Origin of the sequence: Paracoccus sp. (in: a-proteobacteria) (assembly GCF_032007265.1) — a bacterium.
Taxonomy (GTDB): Bacteria; Pseudomonadota; Alphaproteobacteria; order Rhodobacterales; family Rhodobacteraceae; genus Paracoccus.
Genome location: NZ_DALZMB010000044.1, coordinates 1 through 17,877, shown reverse-complemented (window position 1 = coordinate 17,877; position 17,877 = coordinate 1). Strand labels below are relative to the sequence as shown.

The following is a 17,877-nucleotide window of genomic DNA, read 5'->3' as shown; positions in this document are numbered from 1 at the left end:
TTTTTCGGCGACGACATACATCAGTAGGCCTTTCCGCGTGCCGAAACCGGCCAGACCGACTCGACTTTGCCATTGCGCACGCCGACGTACCAATCATGCACGTTGCAGGTCGGGTCGCAGTGGCCCGGCACCAGCTTCAGCTTTTCATTGACCTTCAGAACGCCGTTCGGATCATCGACCACGCCATGCTCGTCCGAGCATTTGATGTATTTCACATCCGTGCGGCCATAGATGAAGGGCAGGCCTGAATCGACCGACTGCGCTTTCAGACCGGCATCGACAACAGCCAGGTTCGGCTTGGCATGGCTCATGACCGAGGTCAGGATGAACAATGCGTTTTCCCATTCGCCTGCGTCGATACGCTTGCCTTCTTTGTCGTGGATACGACCGTAATCGGCATCCATGAACGCATAAGAGCCGCACTGCAGTTCGTTATAAACGTTCGAGTTCGATTCGAAGTAATACGAGCCGGTGCCGCCGCCCGAGACGAATTCCGGCTTCAGGCCGACCGCTTCCAGCGCGTCAACCGATTCCTGAACCTGAGCAATAGCCGCATCGAGTTTCGCCTTGCGATCCTCGTAGCTGTCCATGTGCTGCATCGCGCCCTGATAGGCCTGAATGCCTTTGAAGGTCAGGCCCGGAGCCGCTGCAGCTGCTTGGGCAATCTCGACGACCGCATCGGCGGTTTTCACGCCGCAGCGACCTGCGCCACAATCGATCTCGACAAAAATGCCAAGCTCGGTGCCGTGCTTCTGGGCGGCTGCCGACAGATCCGCGATATTGGTGACGTCATCAACGCAGACCGTGACGGTCGAGCCCAGTTTCGGCATACGTGCCAGACGGTCGATCTTGGCAAGATCGCGGACTTCGTTGGTGACCAGAATGTCCTTGATGCCGCCGCGTGCGAAAACCTCGGCTTCCGAGACCTTCTGACAGCAAACGCCGACCGAGCCGCCAAGCTCTTCTTGCAGTTTCTGAACATCGACCGATTTGTGCATCTTGCCGTGGCTGCGGTGACGCATGCCATGCGCTTTGGCGTAATCGCCCATTTTCTTGATGTTGCGCTCAAGCGCGTCAAGATCAAGGATCAGGCAAGGGGTCTGAATGTCTTTCTCATCCATGCCCGGCAGGGCGGGGATGTCATAACCGACCTCGTAACCCGCGAAGTTTGCTTTAGCGTTCATGGTGTTCTCCTTAGTTCCAGGGCAGCTTGTCGAGGTCGACATTGCCGCCAGTGATGATCAGACCGACACGTTTGCCTGCGAACAGCTCACGGTTCTTGATGATGGTCGCAAGCGGCACGGCGCTCGACGGCTCCATCACGATTTTCATGCGCTTCCAGATCAATTTCATCGCATCGACGATTTCGTCTTCGGTCGCGGTCAGGATGTCGGTGACGTGATTGCGCACGAAATGCCAGGTCAGTTCCTTAAGCGGCACTTTCAGACCGTCTGCGACCGTATTGGGCGCGTCATCGGCGATAATGCGGCCTGCGCGGAAGCTGCGGGCGGCGTCGTCGGCGTTCAGCGGCTCGGCGGCATAGATCTGTACGTGGGGTGCAAGATTGGACAGGGTCAGGCAGGTGCCCGATACCATGCCACCGCCGCCAATCGGCGCGACGACAGCATCCAGACCTTCGACTTGCTCGATCAGTTCGGCCGAGCAGGTTGCCTGACCTGCGATCACGCGCCAGTCGTTATAGGGATGCACGAATTCTGCACCGGTTTCGGCAACGACTTCGGCAAAGACCGCCTCACGCGACGAGGTCGAGGGCTCGCATTCGACAACCCGGCCACCATAGCCGATCACGGCATCCTTTTTCGCCTGCGGGGCCGTGCGCGGCATGACGACCGTGCAAGGGATGCCGCGACGACCGGCTGCATAGGACAGGCAGGTGCCGTGGTTGCCGCTGGAATGGGTGGCCACGCCACGTGCTGCCTGTTCATCGCTCAGCGAAAAAACCGCGTTGGATGCGCCGCGGGCCTTGAAGGCCCCGGCTTTTTGCAGGTTTTCGCATTTGAAGAACAGCTCTGCACCCGTCAGCTCATTCAGCATGCGCGAGGTCAAAACCGGCGTGCGGTGCACGTAAGGAGAAATCCGCTCACGTGCCGCAAACATGTCGCCAAGATTTGGGATGTAGAAAGGTTCGATGTCTTTCATCTTAGGCAGCCTTCAGCATCGGTGCGCCAGCGGTCAGGCGGTAATGTTCCTGCGCAGCAGCCACACCCGAACCCAGCTGAACCGGCAGGTTCATATCGGCCAGGCACATTTCAGCCACCGAGATCGCCAAAAGCGCCATGGCATCGGTCAGGCTGCCCAGGTGGCCAATGCGGAATACTTTGCCCGCAACTTCGCCAAGGCCCGTGCCGAATGCGACCTGATACTGGTCCATGGCATGGCTGACAAAACGGTTGCCATCAAAACCCTGTGGGAATTTGATCGCGCTGACGCTGTCGGAATACAGTTCCGGACGAACCGCACACAGCTCCATGCCCCAGGCGTGAACTGCGGCGCGCACACCGGTTGCAATACGGTTGTGGCGGGCAAAGACATTGTCGATCCCCTCGGCCAGCAACAGTTTGCAGCTTTCGTTCAGACCATTGATCAGGCCAACCGGGGGCGTATAGGGATAGCCGTTGCGGGCATAGCCCGAGGCCATGTCGCGGATGTCAAAGAAGGTGCGCGGCAGACGCGCGGTCTCGACCGCAGCCATTGCTTTGGGCGAGAATGCGGTGATTGCCAGACCCGGAGGCAGCATAAAGCCCTTTTGCGAGCCGGTCACGGCGATATCCACGCCCCATTCGTCCATGCGGAAGTCCATCGAACCGATCGAGGACACACCATCAACAAACAGCAGCGCCGGGTGCTTGGCGGCATTCAGCGCACGACGGATCGCGGCAATATCGGATTTCACGCCGGTTGCGGTTTCGTTATGCGTTGCCAGAACGACGCGGATCTCGTGACCTTTATCTGCGGTCAGGATCTCTTCGAAGCGGTCGGCCGGGATGCCTTCACCCCAGGGGGTTTCGACGATGGTGACGTCCAGATTGTGACGCTGGCACATGTCGATCCAGCGATGGCTGAACATGCCGTTACGCGCAGCAAGGATCTTGTCGCCTGCCGAAAGCGTGTTGGTGATTGCGGTTTCCCATCCGCCGGTGCCGGTCGAGGGGAACACAAAAACGCTGGCGTCTTTGGATTTCAGGACTTTTTTCACGCTCTCAAGCGCCGGGTGCAAAATCCGACCGAATTCCGCCGAGCGGTGGTCGATGGTCGGAATGTCCACTGCCCGGCGCAGGGCTTCGGGCATATTGGTCGGGCCGGGAATGAAGACGGGGTTCTGGCTGATCATGGCATATCCTCTCTCACTTCAGAACACCTTAGGCACCATCCCTAATTTTCGCAATTTTTCTGAAAAACATTTCGCAGGAGCGGAAAAATATGATATTAAAATGTGAAATCATCATCTTGCGCTTTTCCATGCAGGAAAAATAATTATCAACGATTTCGGGAAACATATTCAATGAATGATAAATCTGAGCAGATTCCCCGAAAAAGAGGCCGTCCACGTGGTTCGGGGCGCATGCTGACCGAGGATAAGGGCGGTGTTCGCGCGCTGGATCGCGCACTCGACTTGCTGGATTTGCTTGCCGAGGGGCAGGGGCTGACGCTGAGTGAGATCGCGACACGCATGTCGCTTGCGCCCTCGACGGTCCACCGCGTGCTGACGACCTTGGCCGCACGCCATGTCGTGGCCAGCGATCCGGTGACGCAGGCCTGGCATGTCGGGCCGACCGCGTTTCGCCATGGCATGGCCTTTATGCGCCGCTCGGGCCTGATCGATCGCTCGCGGCCTTTGCTGCGCGGTCTGATGGAGTTCACCGGAGAGACGGCAAATCTGGGTATTCGAAATGGCGATGCGGTTCTGTTTTTGGGGCAGGTCGAAACCCACCAGACCATTCGCGCCTTTTTTCCGCCGGGGACGCGTTCGCCCCTTCACAGCTCGGGGATCGGCAAAGCACTGTTGGCCTATGCGCGACCGGATGCCCTGCGCAGCTTTCTGCGAGAGGTCGAGCTGACACCTTTCACCGAACATACCCTGACCGGTGCGCAAGAGCTGATGGACGATCTCGCTGAAATCCGAAAACGGGGCTATTCCATCGACAATGAGGAACGCACGCTGGGAATGCGCTGCATCGGCGCGCCGGTCTTTGACATGATGGGCGAGGCGGTTGCGGGGATTTCCGTCTCGGGGCCGGTCAACCGCATGAGCGAGGACCGGATCGCTGTGATCGGGGCCGAGCTGGCGCGGGCCGCGCGCGAGCTGTCCCTGTCCGACCCTCCGAGCTAGCCCAGAACTGTTGGCAGAGCGAGTTCGCAGATTTTTCAATTCACCGCGCGGAGTGAAACAATATCTTAACAATTGACTGCTAATCTTGGGATGTTGCCAAAGCGATTTAATTAAGCACGGGCGGTGGGACAAATCCCGCCGCTCGCATTTCTTTGCCGTTGGGGCTCATGTGACCCGCTATCGGGGAGCGGATGAAGCAGCATCAGTGGTCTGTGATGGCTTGAAGCTGCCGTAATAAGGCTTTCCCTCGAGGCCGAGTTATGAGAACCATCGGAAAAACACATCCGTTCCGACCACGAGGGGGGACATGGCAACAGTCAACCGCTCTGAGGCGTCGCAGGGGCTTACCCTGATCTCGCCTCCGTTGCTTTATTCGGTGCTGGTTCTGGCCGCGCCCCTGATCACCATTCTTGCCTATTCCTTTCTCAAGGATGGCTATCTGACGGTCATCCGCGAATTCACGCTAGAGAACTATGCCGCCGTATGGGCCGATCCGATCTTTCACAAGATCATGGCACGCTCGCTGATGGTGGCGGGTCTGGTGACCTTTGTCACCGTGGCCTTGGCCTTTCCGGTGGCCTATTTTCTGTCCTTCGTGGTGCCATCGGACAAAAAGTCATTATGGCTATTCCTGATCACCATTCCCTTCTGGACCAGCTATCTGATCCGGGTTTTCCTGTGGAAGGTGATCCTTGGCTATAATGGCGTGATCAATTCGGGCCTGAAATCGCTTGGGATCATCGAGCAGCCGCTGACCTTTATTCTATATAACGTCAATTCGATGGTGATCACGCTGGCCCATGCCTATGCGCCTTTCGCGATCCTGCCGATCTTTGTGGCGTTGGAAAAAATCGACCGCTCGTTGCTAGAGGCGGGACGTGACCTTGGGGAAAATCGGCTGATGACCTTTTGGCGCGTGACCTTGCCCTTGGCGATGCCGGGTGTGGTTGCGGCCTCGCTGATCGTCTTTATCCCCACCATCGGCGATTACGTTACGCCCGCACTGATCGGGGGCGGCAAAATTCCGATGATTGCAAACCTTATTCAGGCGCAGATGCTGGATCTGGATAACCGTCCGCTGGGATCGGCCTTGGCGGTTTCGGCGATGATCATCGTGGCAATTGTCAGCGTGATCTTCTTGTTCCTCAACCGCAGATTTTTGAAGGTGAAGCGATGAAGGGCGGCGGACTTAAGATCTATGCGATCCTCTATCTGGTCTTTCTTTACGCCCCGATCATCTTGCTACCGCTGTTTGCCTTCAACTCGGGCACGATCATTACCTTTCCGCTGAAGGGGTTTACCAGCAACTGGTTTGCCCAGATGTGGGCAAATGCCACATTGCGGCAGGCCTTGATGAATTCGCTTTTGATCGCGGTCTGCTCGTCGGTGCTGGCGACCTGCCTTGGCGTCTTTGCCGCCCGCGCCTCGACCCGGTTCGAATTTCCCGCCAAAGGGCCGATCATGGGGCTGATCATGCTGCCACTGGTCCTGCCCGAAATCATCGTCTCGATGTCGCTTCTGGTGGTGCTGCTGGCCATGGGGGTCAAGCTGTCGCTGCTGACGGTGATCATCGGCCACACGCTGATCTGCATGCCCTATGCCACTGTGATCTTGTCGACGGCCTTCAACTCGCTTGACCGCTCGCTTGAAGAGGCGGCCTATGATCTGGGCGAGACGCGGATCAGCGCCTTTCGCCTTGTGATCCTGCCTCTGGTGATGCCCGGTTTGATTTCCTCTTTGCTGATGTCATTCACCATCAGCCTGGATGAATTCATCATTGCCTTCTTCCTTGCCGGGAAAGAGCCGACGCTGCCGACCTATATCTTTTCGCAGCTTCGCTTTCCCAAACAGATCCCGATGATCATGGCGCTTGGCACCGTTTTGGTGGTGATGTCGATCATCTTGCTGACCATTGCCGAATACTTCCGTCGCCGGGGCGTCGCCCGGACTGGCGGCACCGACACCGGAGGCTTTCTATGAGTGTGACGACATCCGAACCGCGAAAGCCGATGATCGAATGCCGCGATGTGCATAAATATTATGCCGATTATCACGCATTGCGCGGGATCGATCTGGATATCCGGGCGGGCGAGTTCTTTTCACTGCTGGGGCCATCGGGCTGCGGCAAGACGACATTGCTGCGCACGATTGCCGGCTTCGAGGATATTTCCTCGGGCGTGGTTTTGATCGATGGGCAGGATATGGAACATGTCCCCGCCAACCGTCGCCCCACCAATATGGTGTTTCAATCCTATGCGATTTTTCCCCATCTGACCGTTGCCGAAAACGTAGGCTTCGGCCTGCGCCGCGACCCTCGTTCCTCGGCAGAAAAGGCCAAAGCCGTGGAAGAGGCGCTCGAAATGGTCGGGCTGAAAGGCTATGGCAAACGTGCGGCACATGCGCTTTCGGGTGGGCAACGCCAGCGGGTGGCTTTGGCGCGCGCCTTGATCTTGAAGCCCAAGGTTTTGCTGCTGGACGAGCCCTTGTCGGCGCTGGATCGCAAGATGCGCGAACAGATGCAGGTCGAGCTGATCAAGCTGCAGCGCCAGGTCGGCATTACCTTCGTGCTGGTTACTCACGATCAGGAAGAGGCTTTGGTGATGTCTGACCGCATCGCCGTGATGTTCGAAGGCGAGATCGCCCAGCTTGACGGCCCCGAGGCGCTTTATGCGCGCCCCGCCAGCCGCCGCGTCGCCGATTTCATCGGTGTGATGAACTTCCTGCCCGCCCATGTCTTGGGCGAGACCGCCGACAGCGTGCAGGTCGAAGCACCGGGCTTTGGTGTGGTCGAGATCCCCATTCGCAATGTCAGCAAATCGAACCCGGGCGATCCTGGGCCCATGATCGGCTTTCGACCCGAGGCGGTGACGCTGCTCTCTGCCAATGCAACGGCCCCGGCCCGCGTCACGTCAGGTGTGATCGATGAGGTCGTCTATTACGGCGACATGACCTATTACGATGTGCGCCTGGACGGATCTGCCCGTTTCGACGGGATCGGTCGTCCGGTTCGGATCTCGATGCGCAACGTCTTTGGCCGTGATGTCCAAGATGTCGGAACCCGCACGCGGGTAGGCTGGTCACCGGGGTCATTGGTGCTTTTCCGCTGATATGTCTATCATGTCGGCGATTTTCTGCCGGCGGGGAGTTGCGCGTGTTTTGCGCGCGTGCAACCTTCACGGCAGTGTAAACACGGAGATCAAAATGATCCGAGCTTTTGTTGTTCTGCCTGTTCTGGCCCTCAGCGCAGGTGTTGCCATGGCGCAAACCGCCACCACCGAAGCGCCTGCCACGACCGAAGCGCCGGCCGCCACTGCACCGATGCAGATGGATGCTGGCATGGCTTATGAAAGCGCCCGCAATCAGCTTGGCGTGCTCGAGTATTGCCAAGAGCAGGGCCATATCGATGGCAAAGCCGTCGAGATTCAGACCAAGCTGCTGACTTTGATCCCCGAAGGCGACAAGACCAAGGGCGATGCGGCGCAGGAAAAAGGCAAGACCGGCACGGTTTCGGCCATGGGCGTCGAGCAGTCGCTGGACACCGCTGCAAAGGCTCAAAACAGCACCACCGAGGCTCTGTGCAAGCAGATGGATTCGATGATCCAGCAGCTGGCGGCACAGCTGCCCAGCTAATACGGATCTCGCATAGCGCGAGGGCGGTCGGAAACTGCCCTTTGCGCATCCGGTGACGGATTTAGCCGCCCTTGCTTGCAAGGGCGGCTTGCGTTTTGCGTGGCAGTTTGGCGCGCACCAGCGCGTAAGAGCTTTGAATGCGGTGGCTCATCTCATCAGGGGCGCAATCAAGGGGCAGGGCAACCCAGCTGCGGTGAAGATATCTGGCCCTTTCGGCCACCCCGGTATCAATCAGCATTTCCGCAGTTTCCACACTGGCAGTTTTCACCGAGATGGTGCTGCCGCTTGTGCCGATCAATGCGAAGATCTTGCCGCCAACCTTCCAGCAATCATGGCCGCCGCCCCAGGGGTCCGAATGTTCGGCCCCCTCAAGCACACGACAAATTCCATTGGCCAAATCACGGTTCATTCGCCAAGTGTCGCGCTGTGTCTTGGCAGAGGCAAGAAGTTCCGCTATGCGATCATCATGAATGCGCGTATCGCCACCATCTGCTGCACAATTATCGGCTGAAATTTCAGGCGGGCGGCTCAGCGTGACCAGTAGACGCCCGCAACAGGGGAAGTCATGGTCCAGATCCGTCTGACGAATAGCAAAACCCGCAAGAAAGAAGACTTTCATCCGATAGATGCGGACAATATCCGCATGTATCTGTGCGGACCCACAGTTTATGACCGCGCCCATCTGGGTAATGCCCGCCCGGTGGTGGTGATGGATATACTTGACCGCCTTCTGCGCCATCTTTTTGGCAGCACGGCCGTGACCTATGTCCGAAACTTCACTGATGTTGACGACAAGATCAATGCCACTGCGCTTGCGCGAAAAGAGGCGGGGGCGGAAGGCACGCTAGAGGATCTGATCCGGGCGCGCACGCAAGAGACCATTGGCTGGTATCACGACGATATGGATGCTCTTGGTGCGGCACGTCCCAGCTTGCGCGGTCAGACTTCGCCCAAGGCCGAGCCGCGCGCGACGGATTACATTCCGCAAATGATCGCGATGATCGAAAAGCTGATTGAGCGTGGCCATGCTTATGCCGCTCAGGGTCATGTGCTGTTCGAGGTGCGCTCTTACCAAGCCTATGGCGCACTGTCGGGCCGTTCGGTGGACGATATGATCGCGGGTGCAAGGGTCGAGGTTGCCCCGTTCAAACGCGATCCCATGGATTTTGTGCTGTGGAAGCCGTCCAGCGACAATCTGCCGGGCTGGGACAGCCCCTGGGGACGCGGTCGACCCGGCTGGCATATCGAATGCTCGGCCATGTCGGACGAGCTGTTGGGCGAGAGCTTTGACATTCACGCGGGTGGAATTGATCTTCAGTTTCCCCACCACGAGAATGAAATCGCGCAAAGCTGCTGCGCCTATCCGCACGGCGAATTTGCCCGCGTCTGGCTGCATAATGAAATGCTGCAGGTTGAGGGCAAGAAAATGTCAAAAAGTCTTGGCAATTTCTTTACCGTTCGCGACCTTTTGGACGAAGGCATCCCCGGCGAGATCATCCGCTTTGTGCTGATGTCGACCCATTACCGCAAACCGATGGACTGGACCGCGGAAAAGGCTCAGGCCGCGCGGGATACGCTGTGGGAATGGCGCCAGCTGACCGCCAATGTCAGCCCGTCGCAGCCCGATCCACGCGTGGTCGAGGCTTTGGCCGATGACCTGAACGTCGCTGGTGCGCTTGCGATCTTGCATAGCCTAAAGGCAGATCCGGCCGCGCTTTTGGCCTCTGCGCGACTGATGGGTCTTTTGGTCGAGGGCTTGGGCGATTGGTACGAGGCCGCCCAGAAAACGAGCGGTGCTGATGTGGCAAATTTGTTGGACACGATGTCAACTCGTTTGTCAGATATTCGCGACAAGGCCATGGAAATAAAAGATTTCTCTCAGGTTGATGCTTTGAAATCAGCCCTGACAGATGCAGGCGTCGAGATCAGAATGAGTAAATCCTCGGTCGAGCTGATCGCCGGGCCTCGCCTTGATCTGGCCAAATTGGAGGCGCTGCTTTGAACGATCGTCTGTTCATCTACGACACCACCCTGCGAGATGGTCAGCAGACGCAAGGGGTCCAGTTCTCGGCTGCAGAAAAGGTCGAGATCGCGCGGATGCTGGATGATCTGGGCGTTGATTACATCGAGGGTGGTTGGCCGGGTGCCAACCCCACCGACAGTGATTTTTTCGCCGAAGCCCCTCAGGTCAAGGCCCAGATGACGGCCTTTGGCATGACCAAGCGCGCCGGACGCTCGGCCGAGAATGATGATGTCCTGGCGGCGGTGATGAATGCCGGCACCAAGGCAGTCTGCCTTGTTGGCAAGACACATCCGTTTCATGTCCATGAGGCTTTGGGCATTTCTCTGGATGAAAACATCGAAAATATCCGCGCCTCGATCGCCCATCTGGTCGCGAACGGGCGCGAGGCTTTGTTCGATGCCGAGCATTTTTTTGACGGCTATCTTGATAACCCGGAATACGCGATTTCCTGCTTGAAAGCTGCGCTCGATGCAGGCGCGCGCTGGGTTGTTTTATGTGACACCAATGGCGGCACGCTTCCGGCCGAGATCCACCGCATCACCGCTCAGGTCATTGCGGCGGGCATTCCGGGTGCGCATCTTGGCATTCATACCCATGATGATACCGGCAATGCTGTCGCCTGCAGCCTTGCCGCAATTGACGCAGGCGCACGCCAGATTCAGGGCACATTGAACGGATTGGGCGAACGTTGTGGCAATGCCAGCCTGACCAGCCTGATCCCGACGCTTTTGCTGAAAGAGCCCTATGCCTCGCAGCTGAAGGTTGGGATTAATCCCGATGCTTTGGTGCGCATGGTGCGGATTTCGCGGCGTCTGGACGAGATTTTGAACCGACCTTCGGCGCGGGATTTGCCCTATGTCGGGGCCTCGGCCTTTGCGCATAAGGCAGGGCTGCACGCCAGCGCCATTATCAAAAACCCAGCGACTTACGAGCATATCGACCCCGCGTTGATCGGAAACGAGCGCATCATTCCGATGTCCAATCAGGCCGGACAATCCAACCTGCGCGCGCGCCTGTCGGATGCGGGTCTGGATGTTGCGCGTGACAATCCGGCTTTGGCGCGCATTCTTGAGCTGGTCAAACAACGCGAAGATCAGGGCTATGCCTATGATGCCGCTCAAGCCAGTTTCGAGCTTTTGGCGCGTAACGAATTGAATCTTATGCCGCATTTCTTTGATGTCGAGCGTTACCGCGTCACGATCGAGCGGCGTATGAATGCGCTGGGGCGTCGGATTTCCGTTTCCGAGGCCGTCGTCGTGGCCCGTGTCGCGGGCAAGCGGGTCATCTCTGCCAGCGAAAGTATGGATGAAAACGGCGGAGATCGCGGCCCGGTCTCTGCACTTTGGCACGCCTTGGGCAAGGATCTTGGCCCCTATCAGGCCGCGGTTGACGATATGCGCCTGACTGATTTCCGCGTGCGCATCACGGGCGCGGGTGTTGATGCCGTGACCCGTGTCACCATCGATAGCGCGGATTCCGCCGGACGGTCCTGGTCGACGGTGGGGGTCTCTCCCAACCTGGTCGATGCCAGCTTCGAGGCTTTGATCGATGCCGTGAACTGGCGCTTGCTGCAAGATGGGCTCTCTCAGTCATGAATTTGACCGAAATTGCACAGCATTTGCGCCAAAATGATCCTGACCGTTTCGGGGCCAGTCTGATTGCACCAGCCTCGGCGCGCCCCAAGCTGTGGACCCTTTATGCGCTGAACCTTGAATTGGCTCGTGCGCCATTGCAATCGAATGAGCCATTGATCGCCGAGATGCGCCTGCAATGGTGGATCGATCAGCTGCAACGCGCCTCGTTTGGCTTGGTCGGCTCGCATGATCTGTTGCCCGAGATCGCCGCCGCTTGGGGCCCCCAAACCGGAGAGTTGGCCGCATTGGCCGAGCCGCGCCGACGCGACTGCGAGCGTCAACCTTTCGCGACGACAGAAGATGTCATCGCCTATGTGGAGGCAACCTCTAAGCCGTTGATGTCATTTGCAAGTCAGGCAATAGAACCGGCACCACTCTCAGAAATGGTTTTGAGCAATCAGGCGATTGGTGTGGGAATTTCCAGCTGGCTTTCGGCGTTGCCTGCCTTGAACGAGCTGGGGATGGGGTTGGCCTTGGGCGGCGCAGAGCAGGTTTCAGAGCTTGCCCGCTATGGGCTTGCGGCATTGGACCGGGCAAAATCAGCGCGCCGCGATGTGCCCTCGATCCTTGGCCCCGCAATTTTTGCGCCAGCCGGAACCAGATCCAACCTGGCGGCTTTGGCTGCCGACGGCGCGGCACTGGCAAGGCAACCTTCTGAATTTCAACGCCGCTTTGCCCTTGGTCGCTTGGCCTTGACCGGACGTTGGTGGGCCTAGCTCGGCCTTAAACTTTTCTTCAAACCTTCGCGCCATTCTATCGAGAGGAATCAACAGCGAGGGTTTGGATGTCCTGTTCCGATGTCGTATCGGCCCCGATCTGGGGGGATAACGCATGAAGCCGGTGCGCGTTTTGATCGTGGATGACTCACTGACCATGCGTCGTCTTATCCGTCTGGCGCTTTCGGCTGATCCCAGAATTGATGTCGTGGGCGAGGCACGCGATGTCATGCAAGCCAAGGAAAGAATGAAAGAGCTAAGCCCCGACGTTCTGACATTGGACGTTGAAATGCCGGGTGTTTCGGGCTTGGATTTCTTGGCCGAATTGATGACGACCAACCCATTGCCCGTGATCATGGTATCGACCGAGACCCATCGGGGCAGCGCCGCCGCCATCGAGGCGCTGGCAATTGGCGCAATCGATTGCCTGGGAAAACCCACGGATCCTTCGCGTATCGATGCATTTCGCGCGCTTGGTGATCTCGTGATTGTTGCTTCCCAGGCCAAAGTCGTCAAGAAAAGCGCGGCCGCGCTTCCCGCCAGAAAGGCCGGGAACACCAGCTTTTTGTGGAATGGACGCTATGTGCTGATCGGCTCATCGACCGGAGGGGTCGAGGCGTTGGAGCGGATCTTGAATGACTTTCCCAAAAACTGTCCGCCAACGGTGGTGGTACAGCATATGCCAGAGTCATTTCTTGCGAATTTTGCACAGCGCCTTAATGGCCGGCTTTTGCCCAGTGTTCAGTTGGCGACCACAGGTGCACCGCTTCTGCCGGGGCATGTCTACCTTGCACCGGGCGGCGACACCCATTTGACCATCAGCGGTCAGCGCAACAGTCCGGTCTGCACCCTGATCGAGGGGCCGAAACGCTCGGGACATCGGCCATCAATTGATAACCTGTTCGATTCAGCGGTGTTTTTAGGTGATTACGCGGTCTCGGTGATCCTGACGGGCATGGGCCGCGATGGTGCTGATGGTATGCTTAGAATGCGTAAGGCCGGGACGACTTGTTTTGCGCAAGACGAGAAAAGCTCGATCGTCTGGGGAATGCCGCGGGCGGCGCATGAAAACGGGGGGGCACAGCGTCTGATCGCCCTAAACGAAATGAGCGATGCGATCTTGCAGGCCTGTGGCCGCGGGGCCGGACGTAAATCCCAGGCCTGATCAGAAGCCATATCCGCAACCCAATGGCTGCGGATATGATCGTGTTGGGGCTAACTCACGCCCGCAGGATCGAGCGCCCTGCATATTCGGCGGTTTCGCCCAGCATCTCTTCGATACGGATCAGCTGGTTGTATTTCGCCAACCGGTCCGAGCGCGCAAGGCTACCCGTCTTGATCTGGCCGCAATTCGTGGCAACAGCCAGATCTGCGATCGTCGCATCTTCGGTCTCGCCCGAACGGTGCGACATGACGCTGGTAAAGCCCGCGCGATCAGCCATGCGTACCGCATCAAGGGTTTCCGACAATGTGCCGATCTGGTTGACCTTGACCAACAGGCTGTTGCCGCAACCGCGCGCGATGCCCTCTTGCAAACGCAAGGGGTTGGTCACGAACAGATCATCGCCGACCAGCTGAACTTTGCTGCCCAGACGATCGGTCAAAAGCTTCCAACCTTCCCAATCGTCCTCGGCGCAGCCATCCTCGATCGACAGGATCGGGTAATCTGCGCAAAGCGCGGCAAGGTAGTCGACGTTTTCTTCCGCGCTCAGCGATTTCCCTTCGCCCGAAAGGACGTAACGACCATTTTTGAAATATTCGGTCGAGGCGCAATCCAGCGCAAGCATCATGTCCTCTTCGGGGCGATAGCCTGCTTTTTCGATCGCACGCAGAATGAAATCCAGCGCATCGCGTGTCGAGCTCAGGTTCGGGGCAAAGCCGCCCTCATCGCCAACACCGGTGGCCAGCCCTGCCGCTGACAGCTCTTTTTTAAGCGTATGGAAGACTTCCGACCCCATGCGGACTGCCTCACGGATATTCTCCGCAGCGACCGGCATGATCATGAATTCCTGAATATCAATCGGGTTATCGGCATGTTCGCCACCGTTGATGATATTCATCATCGGAACCGGAAGAATCCGGGCGCCTGTGCCGCCAATATAGCGGTAAAGCGGCTGAGAGCAGGCGTCGGCTGCGGCTTTGGCGACCGCCAGCGACACGCCCAGAATGGCGTTTGCACCTAGGCGGCTTTTGTTCGGGGTGCCGTCAAGATCACACATCAGGCGGTCGATCGCCAACTGCTCGGTAGCATCTTCGCCAATCAGATTTTCGGCGATTTCACCATTGACCGAGGCGACAGCTTCCAAAACGCCCTTGCCAAGATAGCGCGTCTTGTCGCCATCGCGACGCTCGACGGCCTCATGCGCGCCCGTCGATGCACCCGAGGGCACTGCGGCACGGCCCATGGTGCCGTCTTCCAGCGTGACATCGACCTCGACGGTCGGGTTGCCGCGGCTGTCCAGTATCTCGCGCGCATAGATGTCGATAATGGCAGTCATTTCCGGCTTCCTCTGATAAAACGGATCTGTGGGCTGTTTAGCCGCGTTCCGCCATTTGGGAAAGCATGATCTGCGCAAAGATGCCGCGGCGCAGAGAAACTAGTGCAGCCGCAAATCCGCCCAGATCGGCAAGTGGTCAGAAGCAATTCGGGCCATCGGCGAGGAAAAAACCCCACTTTTCTCAAGGCGGATACCTTGTGAGATCGCCAGCCGGTCATAACGCAGGCGCGGGAAAGGGGCAGGCCAGCTGGGGCCGGGGGCAACAATATGCAAAGGCTCCAGCGCTTCCAGCCCGCGCCGGTCGCGCCATTCGTTGAAATCCCCAGTCAAGATCAGCTCGGATTCACCAATCCGCGCAGCCTGCGCCACGATGCGCGCAAGCTGCGCGCGCCGTGATGAACGCATAAGCCCAAGATGCACCGCCACGACCGTCACCCCGGGCAGGCGCAGGGCCAAGGCGCCTCTGGGCTCCAACCCCGGCAAAGGAAGACGTCGAATGCTTGCCTTTTCCGCTAGCTCTGGCTTGAGCAAGATCGTCTGGCCGTGCCAACCCAGCGAATGCTCACCCGTGCCCAGAAAAGGCGCGGGAACAAGGCCCGTTTCCTTTTCGATCAGGGCGCGCGGCAAAGCCTCGCGACGAGCACCAAAGCGAAAGTCGACCTCTTGCAAGGCGATCACATCGGGGTTCATTTCCGCAATCACCTCGAGGTTGCGCTCGGGGGCATGCGGGCCGGTCACACCGCGGCATTTATGCAGGTTATAGCTGGCAAGGCGCAGCCGATTTTGCAAATGGGCCATTTTCCTACCGAATCAAGTGCCGCAAAAGGTCCGCCGCACGACTTGCTCGGGCGTCGGGGCGAGGGCCAGTTCATCCCAATCAGGTCGCTCTGTGAAGGGGGCACGCAGGGCCTGATCCAATTTGTGAAAACGGGTGAAATCCCCTTCACGGGCTGACTGAATTGCTGCTTCGATTTGGTGGTTGCGCGGAATTCGTCGCGGATTTGCCTGGGCCATGATCTGGGCAGGCGCGGCGCTGGCTTCGGATTGCAAACGACGACGCCAGTCGTCCTGCCATTGGGCAAAGCCATTATGATCGCCGAATTCGGCGGCGGCGTCCCCGGTCGCAAGACCAGCAAAGACGCGCGTGAAATCGGCACGATCTGCAGCCATCAGATCAAGAAGGCGCTCGATCAGGGCGCGGTCTTGGGGTTGGGGGTTCGACAGGCCAATTTTGGCGCCAAATCGACGCAGCCATTCCTGCTGATAAAGCGCTGGAAAGCTATGCACGATCCGCGTCGCATCCGCCACCGCCCGGTCCACATCCTCGCCCATCAAGGGAACAAGACAGCTGGCCAGCTGCGCAAGGTTCCAGACGGCTATCTGCGGTTGCTGCGACCACGCGTATCGGCCTTGAGAATCTATCGAGGAAAACACTTTATCCGGATGAAATTCATCCATAAAAGCGCAAGGACCATAGTCAATCGTCTCACCCGAGACGGACATGTTATCAGTGTTCATCACCCCGTGAATAAAGCCAAGCGCCATCCATTGGGCAATGGTTGCGGCTTGCGCGTGAACCACGGCTTCTAGCAGTTCCGCAGCCGTTTTGACCTGCGGATAGTGACGCGCGATGACGTGATCGCACAGCAATTGCAGGCGCGCCTGATCGCCGCGCGCAGCGTAATATTCGAATGTGCCAATGCGGATATGGCTTGCGGCAACGCGCGTCAGGATGGCGCCGGGATAGGGCATCTCGCGCATCACGATTTCGCCAGTGGCCACCGCCGCCAAAGCGCGCGTTGTGGGCACGCCGACGGCAGCCATGAATTCGCTGACCAGATATTCGCGCAGAACCGGCCCCATCCAGGCGCGGCCGTCACCCCGGCGCGAAAACGGCGTTGGCCCCGCACCTTTCAGTTGCAGGTCAAATCTTTGCCCCTGAGGCGAGACGATTTCGCCCAGCAAAATCGCGCGCCCATCACCCAATTGCGGAGAGAAGCCGCCAAACTGGTGCCCGGCATAGGCCTGAGCGATCGGTGTTGCACCTTCGGGCAGGGCATTGCCCGAAAGCATCGCCACCCCATCGGGTCCTTCAAGCCATTCCGGGTCAAGGCCCAGTTCACAAGCCAGTTCCTTGTTCAAAGCAATCAAGCTGGGGCCACGCACAGGTGTCGGCGCAGTCCGGGCAAAAAAGCCGGATGGCAGGCGGGCGTAACTATTGTCGAAGCGGATCATCCTGTCTCCTTCCACCTCATTATCTAGGAGGCCTTGAGCAAAAGGAAAGGCCGCCCCGTGCAGCGGTGGATTTAATGGCTGGCCGAATTCGACAACAGGTTAATCACCAATACGCCAGCAATAATCAATCCCAGCCCACAAATCGCAGCAAGATCAAGCTTTTGGCCAAAGGCCAGATATCCGACGGTTGCAACCAGGACCATGCCCAACCCGCTCCAGATCGCATAGGCCAGCCCCAGGGGCATCGAGCGCAAGACCAGCGACAGCACGTAAAATGAGCAGGCATAGCACACCAGCGTGATCGCCGTGGGCACCAGCTTGGTAAATTGCTCAGAGCGCTGCAGAAAGGATGTGCCGATGACCTCTAGGATGATCGCCGTCATCAGCGTCAGAAATGTGGAAAGGGTCATGCGCGCCTCCGCGAGTTTACCTGCCCGCTTGACCCTGCCGCCGCAGCCGAGTCAAGGGCATTTGCCATGTCTGGGCTTGATCGTCAGCGGGTGAGCGCGTATCGCAGGGAAAAGGGCTTTGGGCATTGACCCGGCAAAATTGGACGGGAACGCTATGAAATTCCTTGACCTCACGAAGGTTTATATTCGCTCGGGCGGCGGCGGCTCGGGTTCGGTCTCGTTTCGGCGAGAGAAATTTATTGAATATGGTGGCCCCGATGGGGGTGACGGCGGCCGGGGCGGTGACGTCTGGGCGGTGGCTGTGGACGGGCTGAATACGCTGATCGATTTTCGCTATCAGCAGCATTTCTTTGCCAAATCCGGTCAGCACGGCATGGGCG

The 17,877-nt window shown here is 58.4% G+C and carries 17 protein-coding genes and 1 pseudogene; 10 read left to right on the top strand and 8 right to left on the bottom strand.

Going from position 1 to position 17,877, the window contains the following annotated elements; genetic code table 11:
- Positions 1–20: 20 nt before the first annotated feature.
- Genes bhcC through bhcA form a run of 3 tightly spaced genes read right to left on the bottom strand, consistent with a single transcriptional unit; the run spans position 21 to position 3,352 of the window.
- Positions 21–1,184 carry a 3-hydroxy-D-aspartate aldolase BhcC gene (bhcC, locus tag RTS12_RS10930; RefSeq protein WP_312528367.1) on the bottom strand — a complete coding sequence of 388 codons (1,164 nt, stop codon included), beginning with the start codon at positions 1,182–1,184 and terminating at the stop codon, positions 21–23.
- Positions 1,185–1,194: 10 nt separating this feature from the next.
- Entirely contained in the window at positions 1,195–2,160 is a 966-nt protein-coding gene (gene bhcB, locus RTS12_RS10925) for a beta-hydroxyaspartate dehydratase BhcB (RefSeq protein ID WP_312528365.1), read from the bottom strand.
- Position 2,161: 1 nt separating this feature from the next.
- Positions 2,162–3,352 carry an L-aspartate--glyoxylate aminotransferase BhcA gene (gene bhcA, locus RTS12_RS10920; RefSeq protein WP_312528363.1) on the bottom strand — a complete coding sequence of 397 codons (1,191 nt, stop codon included), beginning with the start codon at positions 3,350–3,352 and terminating at the stop codon, positions 2,162–2,164.
- A gap of 171 nt (positions 3,353–3,523) precedes the next feature.
- Here bhcA and bhcR point away from each other — a divergent pair, with 171 nt between their 5' ends.
- The 5 genes from bhcR to RTS12_RS10895 all read left to right on the top strand — a co-directional run bounded on the left by bhcR (position 3,524) and on the right by RTS12_RS10895 (position 7,981).
- The gene (bhcR, locus tag RTS12_RS10915; protein ID WP_312528361.1) at positions 3,524–4,351 is read left to right on the top strand and encodes an HTH-type transcriptional regulator BhcR; all 828 of its coding nucleotides are present in this window, start codon (positions 3,524–3,526) and stop codon (positions 4,349–4,351) included.
- A 307-nt stretch (positions 4,352–4,658) separates the two neighbouring features.
- A complete protein-coding gene (locus RTS12_RS10910; RefSeq protein ID WP_312528360.1) occupies positions 4,659–5,528 on the top strand; it encodes an ABC transporter permease in 870 nt (289 codons plus the stop codon).
- Positions 5,525–6,331 carry an ABC transporter permease gene (locus tag RTS12_RS10905; RefSeq protein ID WP_312528358.1) on the top strand — a complete coding sequence of 269 codons (807 nt, stop codon included), beginning with the start codon at positions 5,525–5,527 and terminating at the stop codon, positions 6,329–6,331. The genes RTS12_RS10910 and RTS12_RS10905 overlap by 4 nt, the downstream gene beginning before the upstream one ends.
- Complete coding sequence (locus RTS12_RS10900) at positions 6,328–7,458, top strand: ABC transporter ATP-binding protein (protein ID WP_312528357.1); 1,131 nt, start codon at positions 6,328–6,330, stop codon at positions 7,456–7,458. Before RTS12_RS10905 ends, RTS12_RS10900 begins: the two co-directional genes overlap by 4 nt.
- Positions 7,459–7,552: 94 nt before the next feature.
- Positions 7,553–7,981: a pore-forming ESAT-6 family protein gene (locus tag RTS12_RS10895; RefSeq protein ID WP_312528356.1), complete on the top strand. Its 429-nt coding sequence runs from the start codon at positions 7,553–7,555 to the stop codon at positions 7,979–7,981.
- Between the two features lie 61 nt (positions 7,982–8,042).
- Here the strand turns inward: RTS12_RS10895 and RTS12_RS10890 are convergent, their stop codons facing one another.
- Positions 8,043–8,390 (bottom strand): MmcQ/YjbR family DNA-binding protein, encoded by a 348-nt coding sequence (locus RTS12_RS10890; RefSeq protein ID WP_312528354.1) that lies wholly within the window; start codon positions 8,388–8,390, stop codon positions 8,043–8,045.
- A 156-nt stretch (positions 8,391–8,546) separates the two neighbouring features.
- On the opposite strand from RTS12_RS10890, the gene cysS reads away from it, so the two are divergent.
- From cysS to RTS12_RS10870, 4 genes are all read left to right on the top strand, one after another.
- Positions 8,547–9,983 carry a cysteine--tRNA ligase gene (gene cysS, locus RTS12_RS10885; RefSeq protein ID WP_312528353.1) on the top strand — a complete coding sequence of 479 codons (1,437 nt, stop codon included), beginning with the start codon at positions 8,547–8,549 and terminating at the stop codon, positions 9,981–9,983.
- Complete coding sequence (gene cimA, locus RTS12_RS10880) at positions 9,980–11,599, top strand: citramalate synthase (RefSeq protein ID WP_312528352.1); 1,620 nt, start codon at positions 9,980–9,982, stop codon at positions 11,597–11,599. Before cysS ends, cimA begins: the two co-directional genes overlap by 4 nt.
- Complete coding sequence (locus tag RTS12_RS10875) at positions 11,596–12,354, top strand: squalene/phytoene synthase family protein (RefSeq protein WP_312528350.1); 759 nt, start codon at positions 11,596–11,598, stop codon at positions 12,352–12,354. Before cimA ends, RTS12_RS10875 begins: the two co-directional genes overlap by 4 nt.
- Positions 12,355–12,469: 115 nt before the next feature.
- Positions 12,470–13,519: a chemotaxis response regulator protein-glutamate methylesterase gene (locus tag RTS12_RS10870; RefSeq protein WP_312528348.1), complete on the top strand. Its 1,050-nt coding sequence runs from the start codon at positions 12,470–12,472 to the stop codon at positions 13,517–13,519.
- Positions 13,520–13,574: 55 nt separating this feature from the next.
- On the opposite strand, the gene eno is transcribed toward RTS12_RS10870, so the two are convergent.
- The 4 genes from eno to RTS12_RS10850 all read right to left on the bottom strand — a co-directional run bounded on the left by eno (position 13,575) and on the right by RTS12_RS10850 (position 17,497).
- A complete protein-coding gene (gene eno / locus RTS12_RS10865) occupies positions 13,575–14,852 on the bottom strand; it encodes a phosphopyruvate hydratase (protein ID WP_312528346.1) in 1,278 nt (425 codons plus the stop codon).
- A gap of 99 nt (positions 14,853–14,951) precedes the next feature.
- Complete coding sequence (locus RTS12_RS10860) at positions 14,952–15,650, bottom strand: endonuclease/exonuclease/phosphatase family protein (RefSeq protein WP_312528345.1); 699 nt, start codon at positions 15,648–15,650, stop codon at positions 14,952–14,954.
- Between the two features lie 12 nt (positions 15,651–15,662).
- Positions 15,663–17,087 carry a protein adenylyltransferase SelO family protein gene (locus RTS12_RS10855; protein ID WP_312528343.1) on the bottom strand — a complete coding sequence of 475 codons (1,425 nt, stop codon included), beginning with the start codon at positions 17,085–17,087 and terminating at the stop codon, positions 15,663–15,665.
- 71 nt (positions 17,088–17,158) lie between these two features.
- Positions 17,159–17,497: a DMT family transporter gene (locus RTS12_RS10850; RefSeq protein WP_312528341.1), complete on the bottom strand. Its 339-nt coding sequence runs from the start codon at positions 17,495–17,497 to the stop codon at positions 17,159–17,161.
- A 154-nt stretch (positions 17,498–17,651) separates the two neighbouring features.
- Here RTS12_RS10850 and obgE point away from each other — a divergent pair.
- Positions 17,652–17,877, top strand: a pseudogene (gene obgE, locus RTS12_RS10845) (GTPase ObgE); the annotation flags it as partial.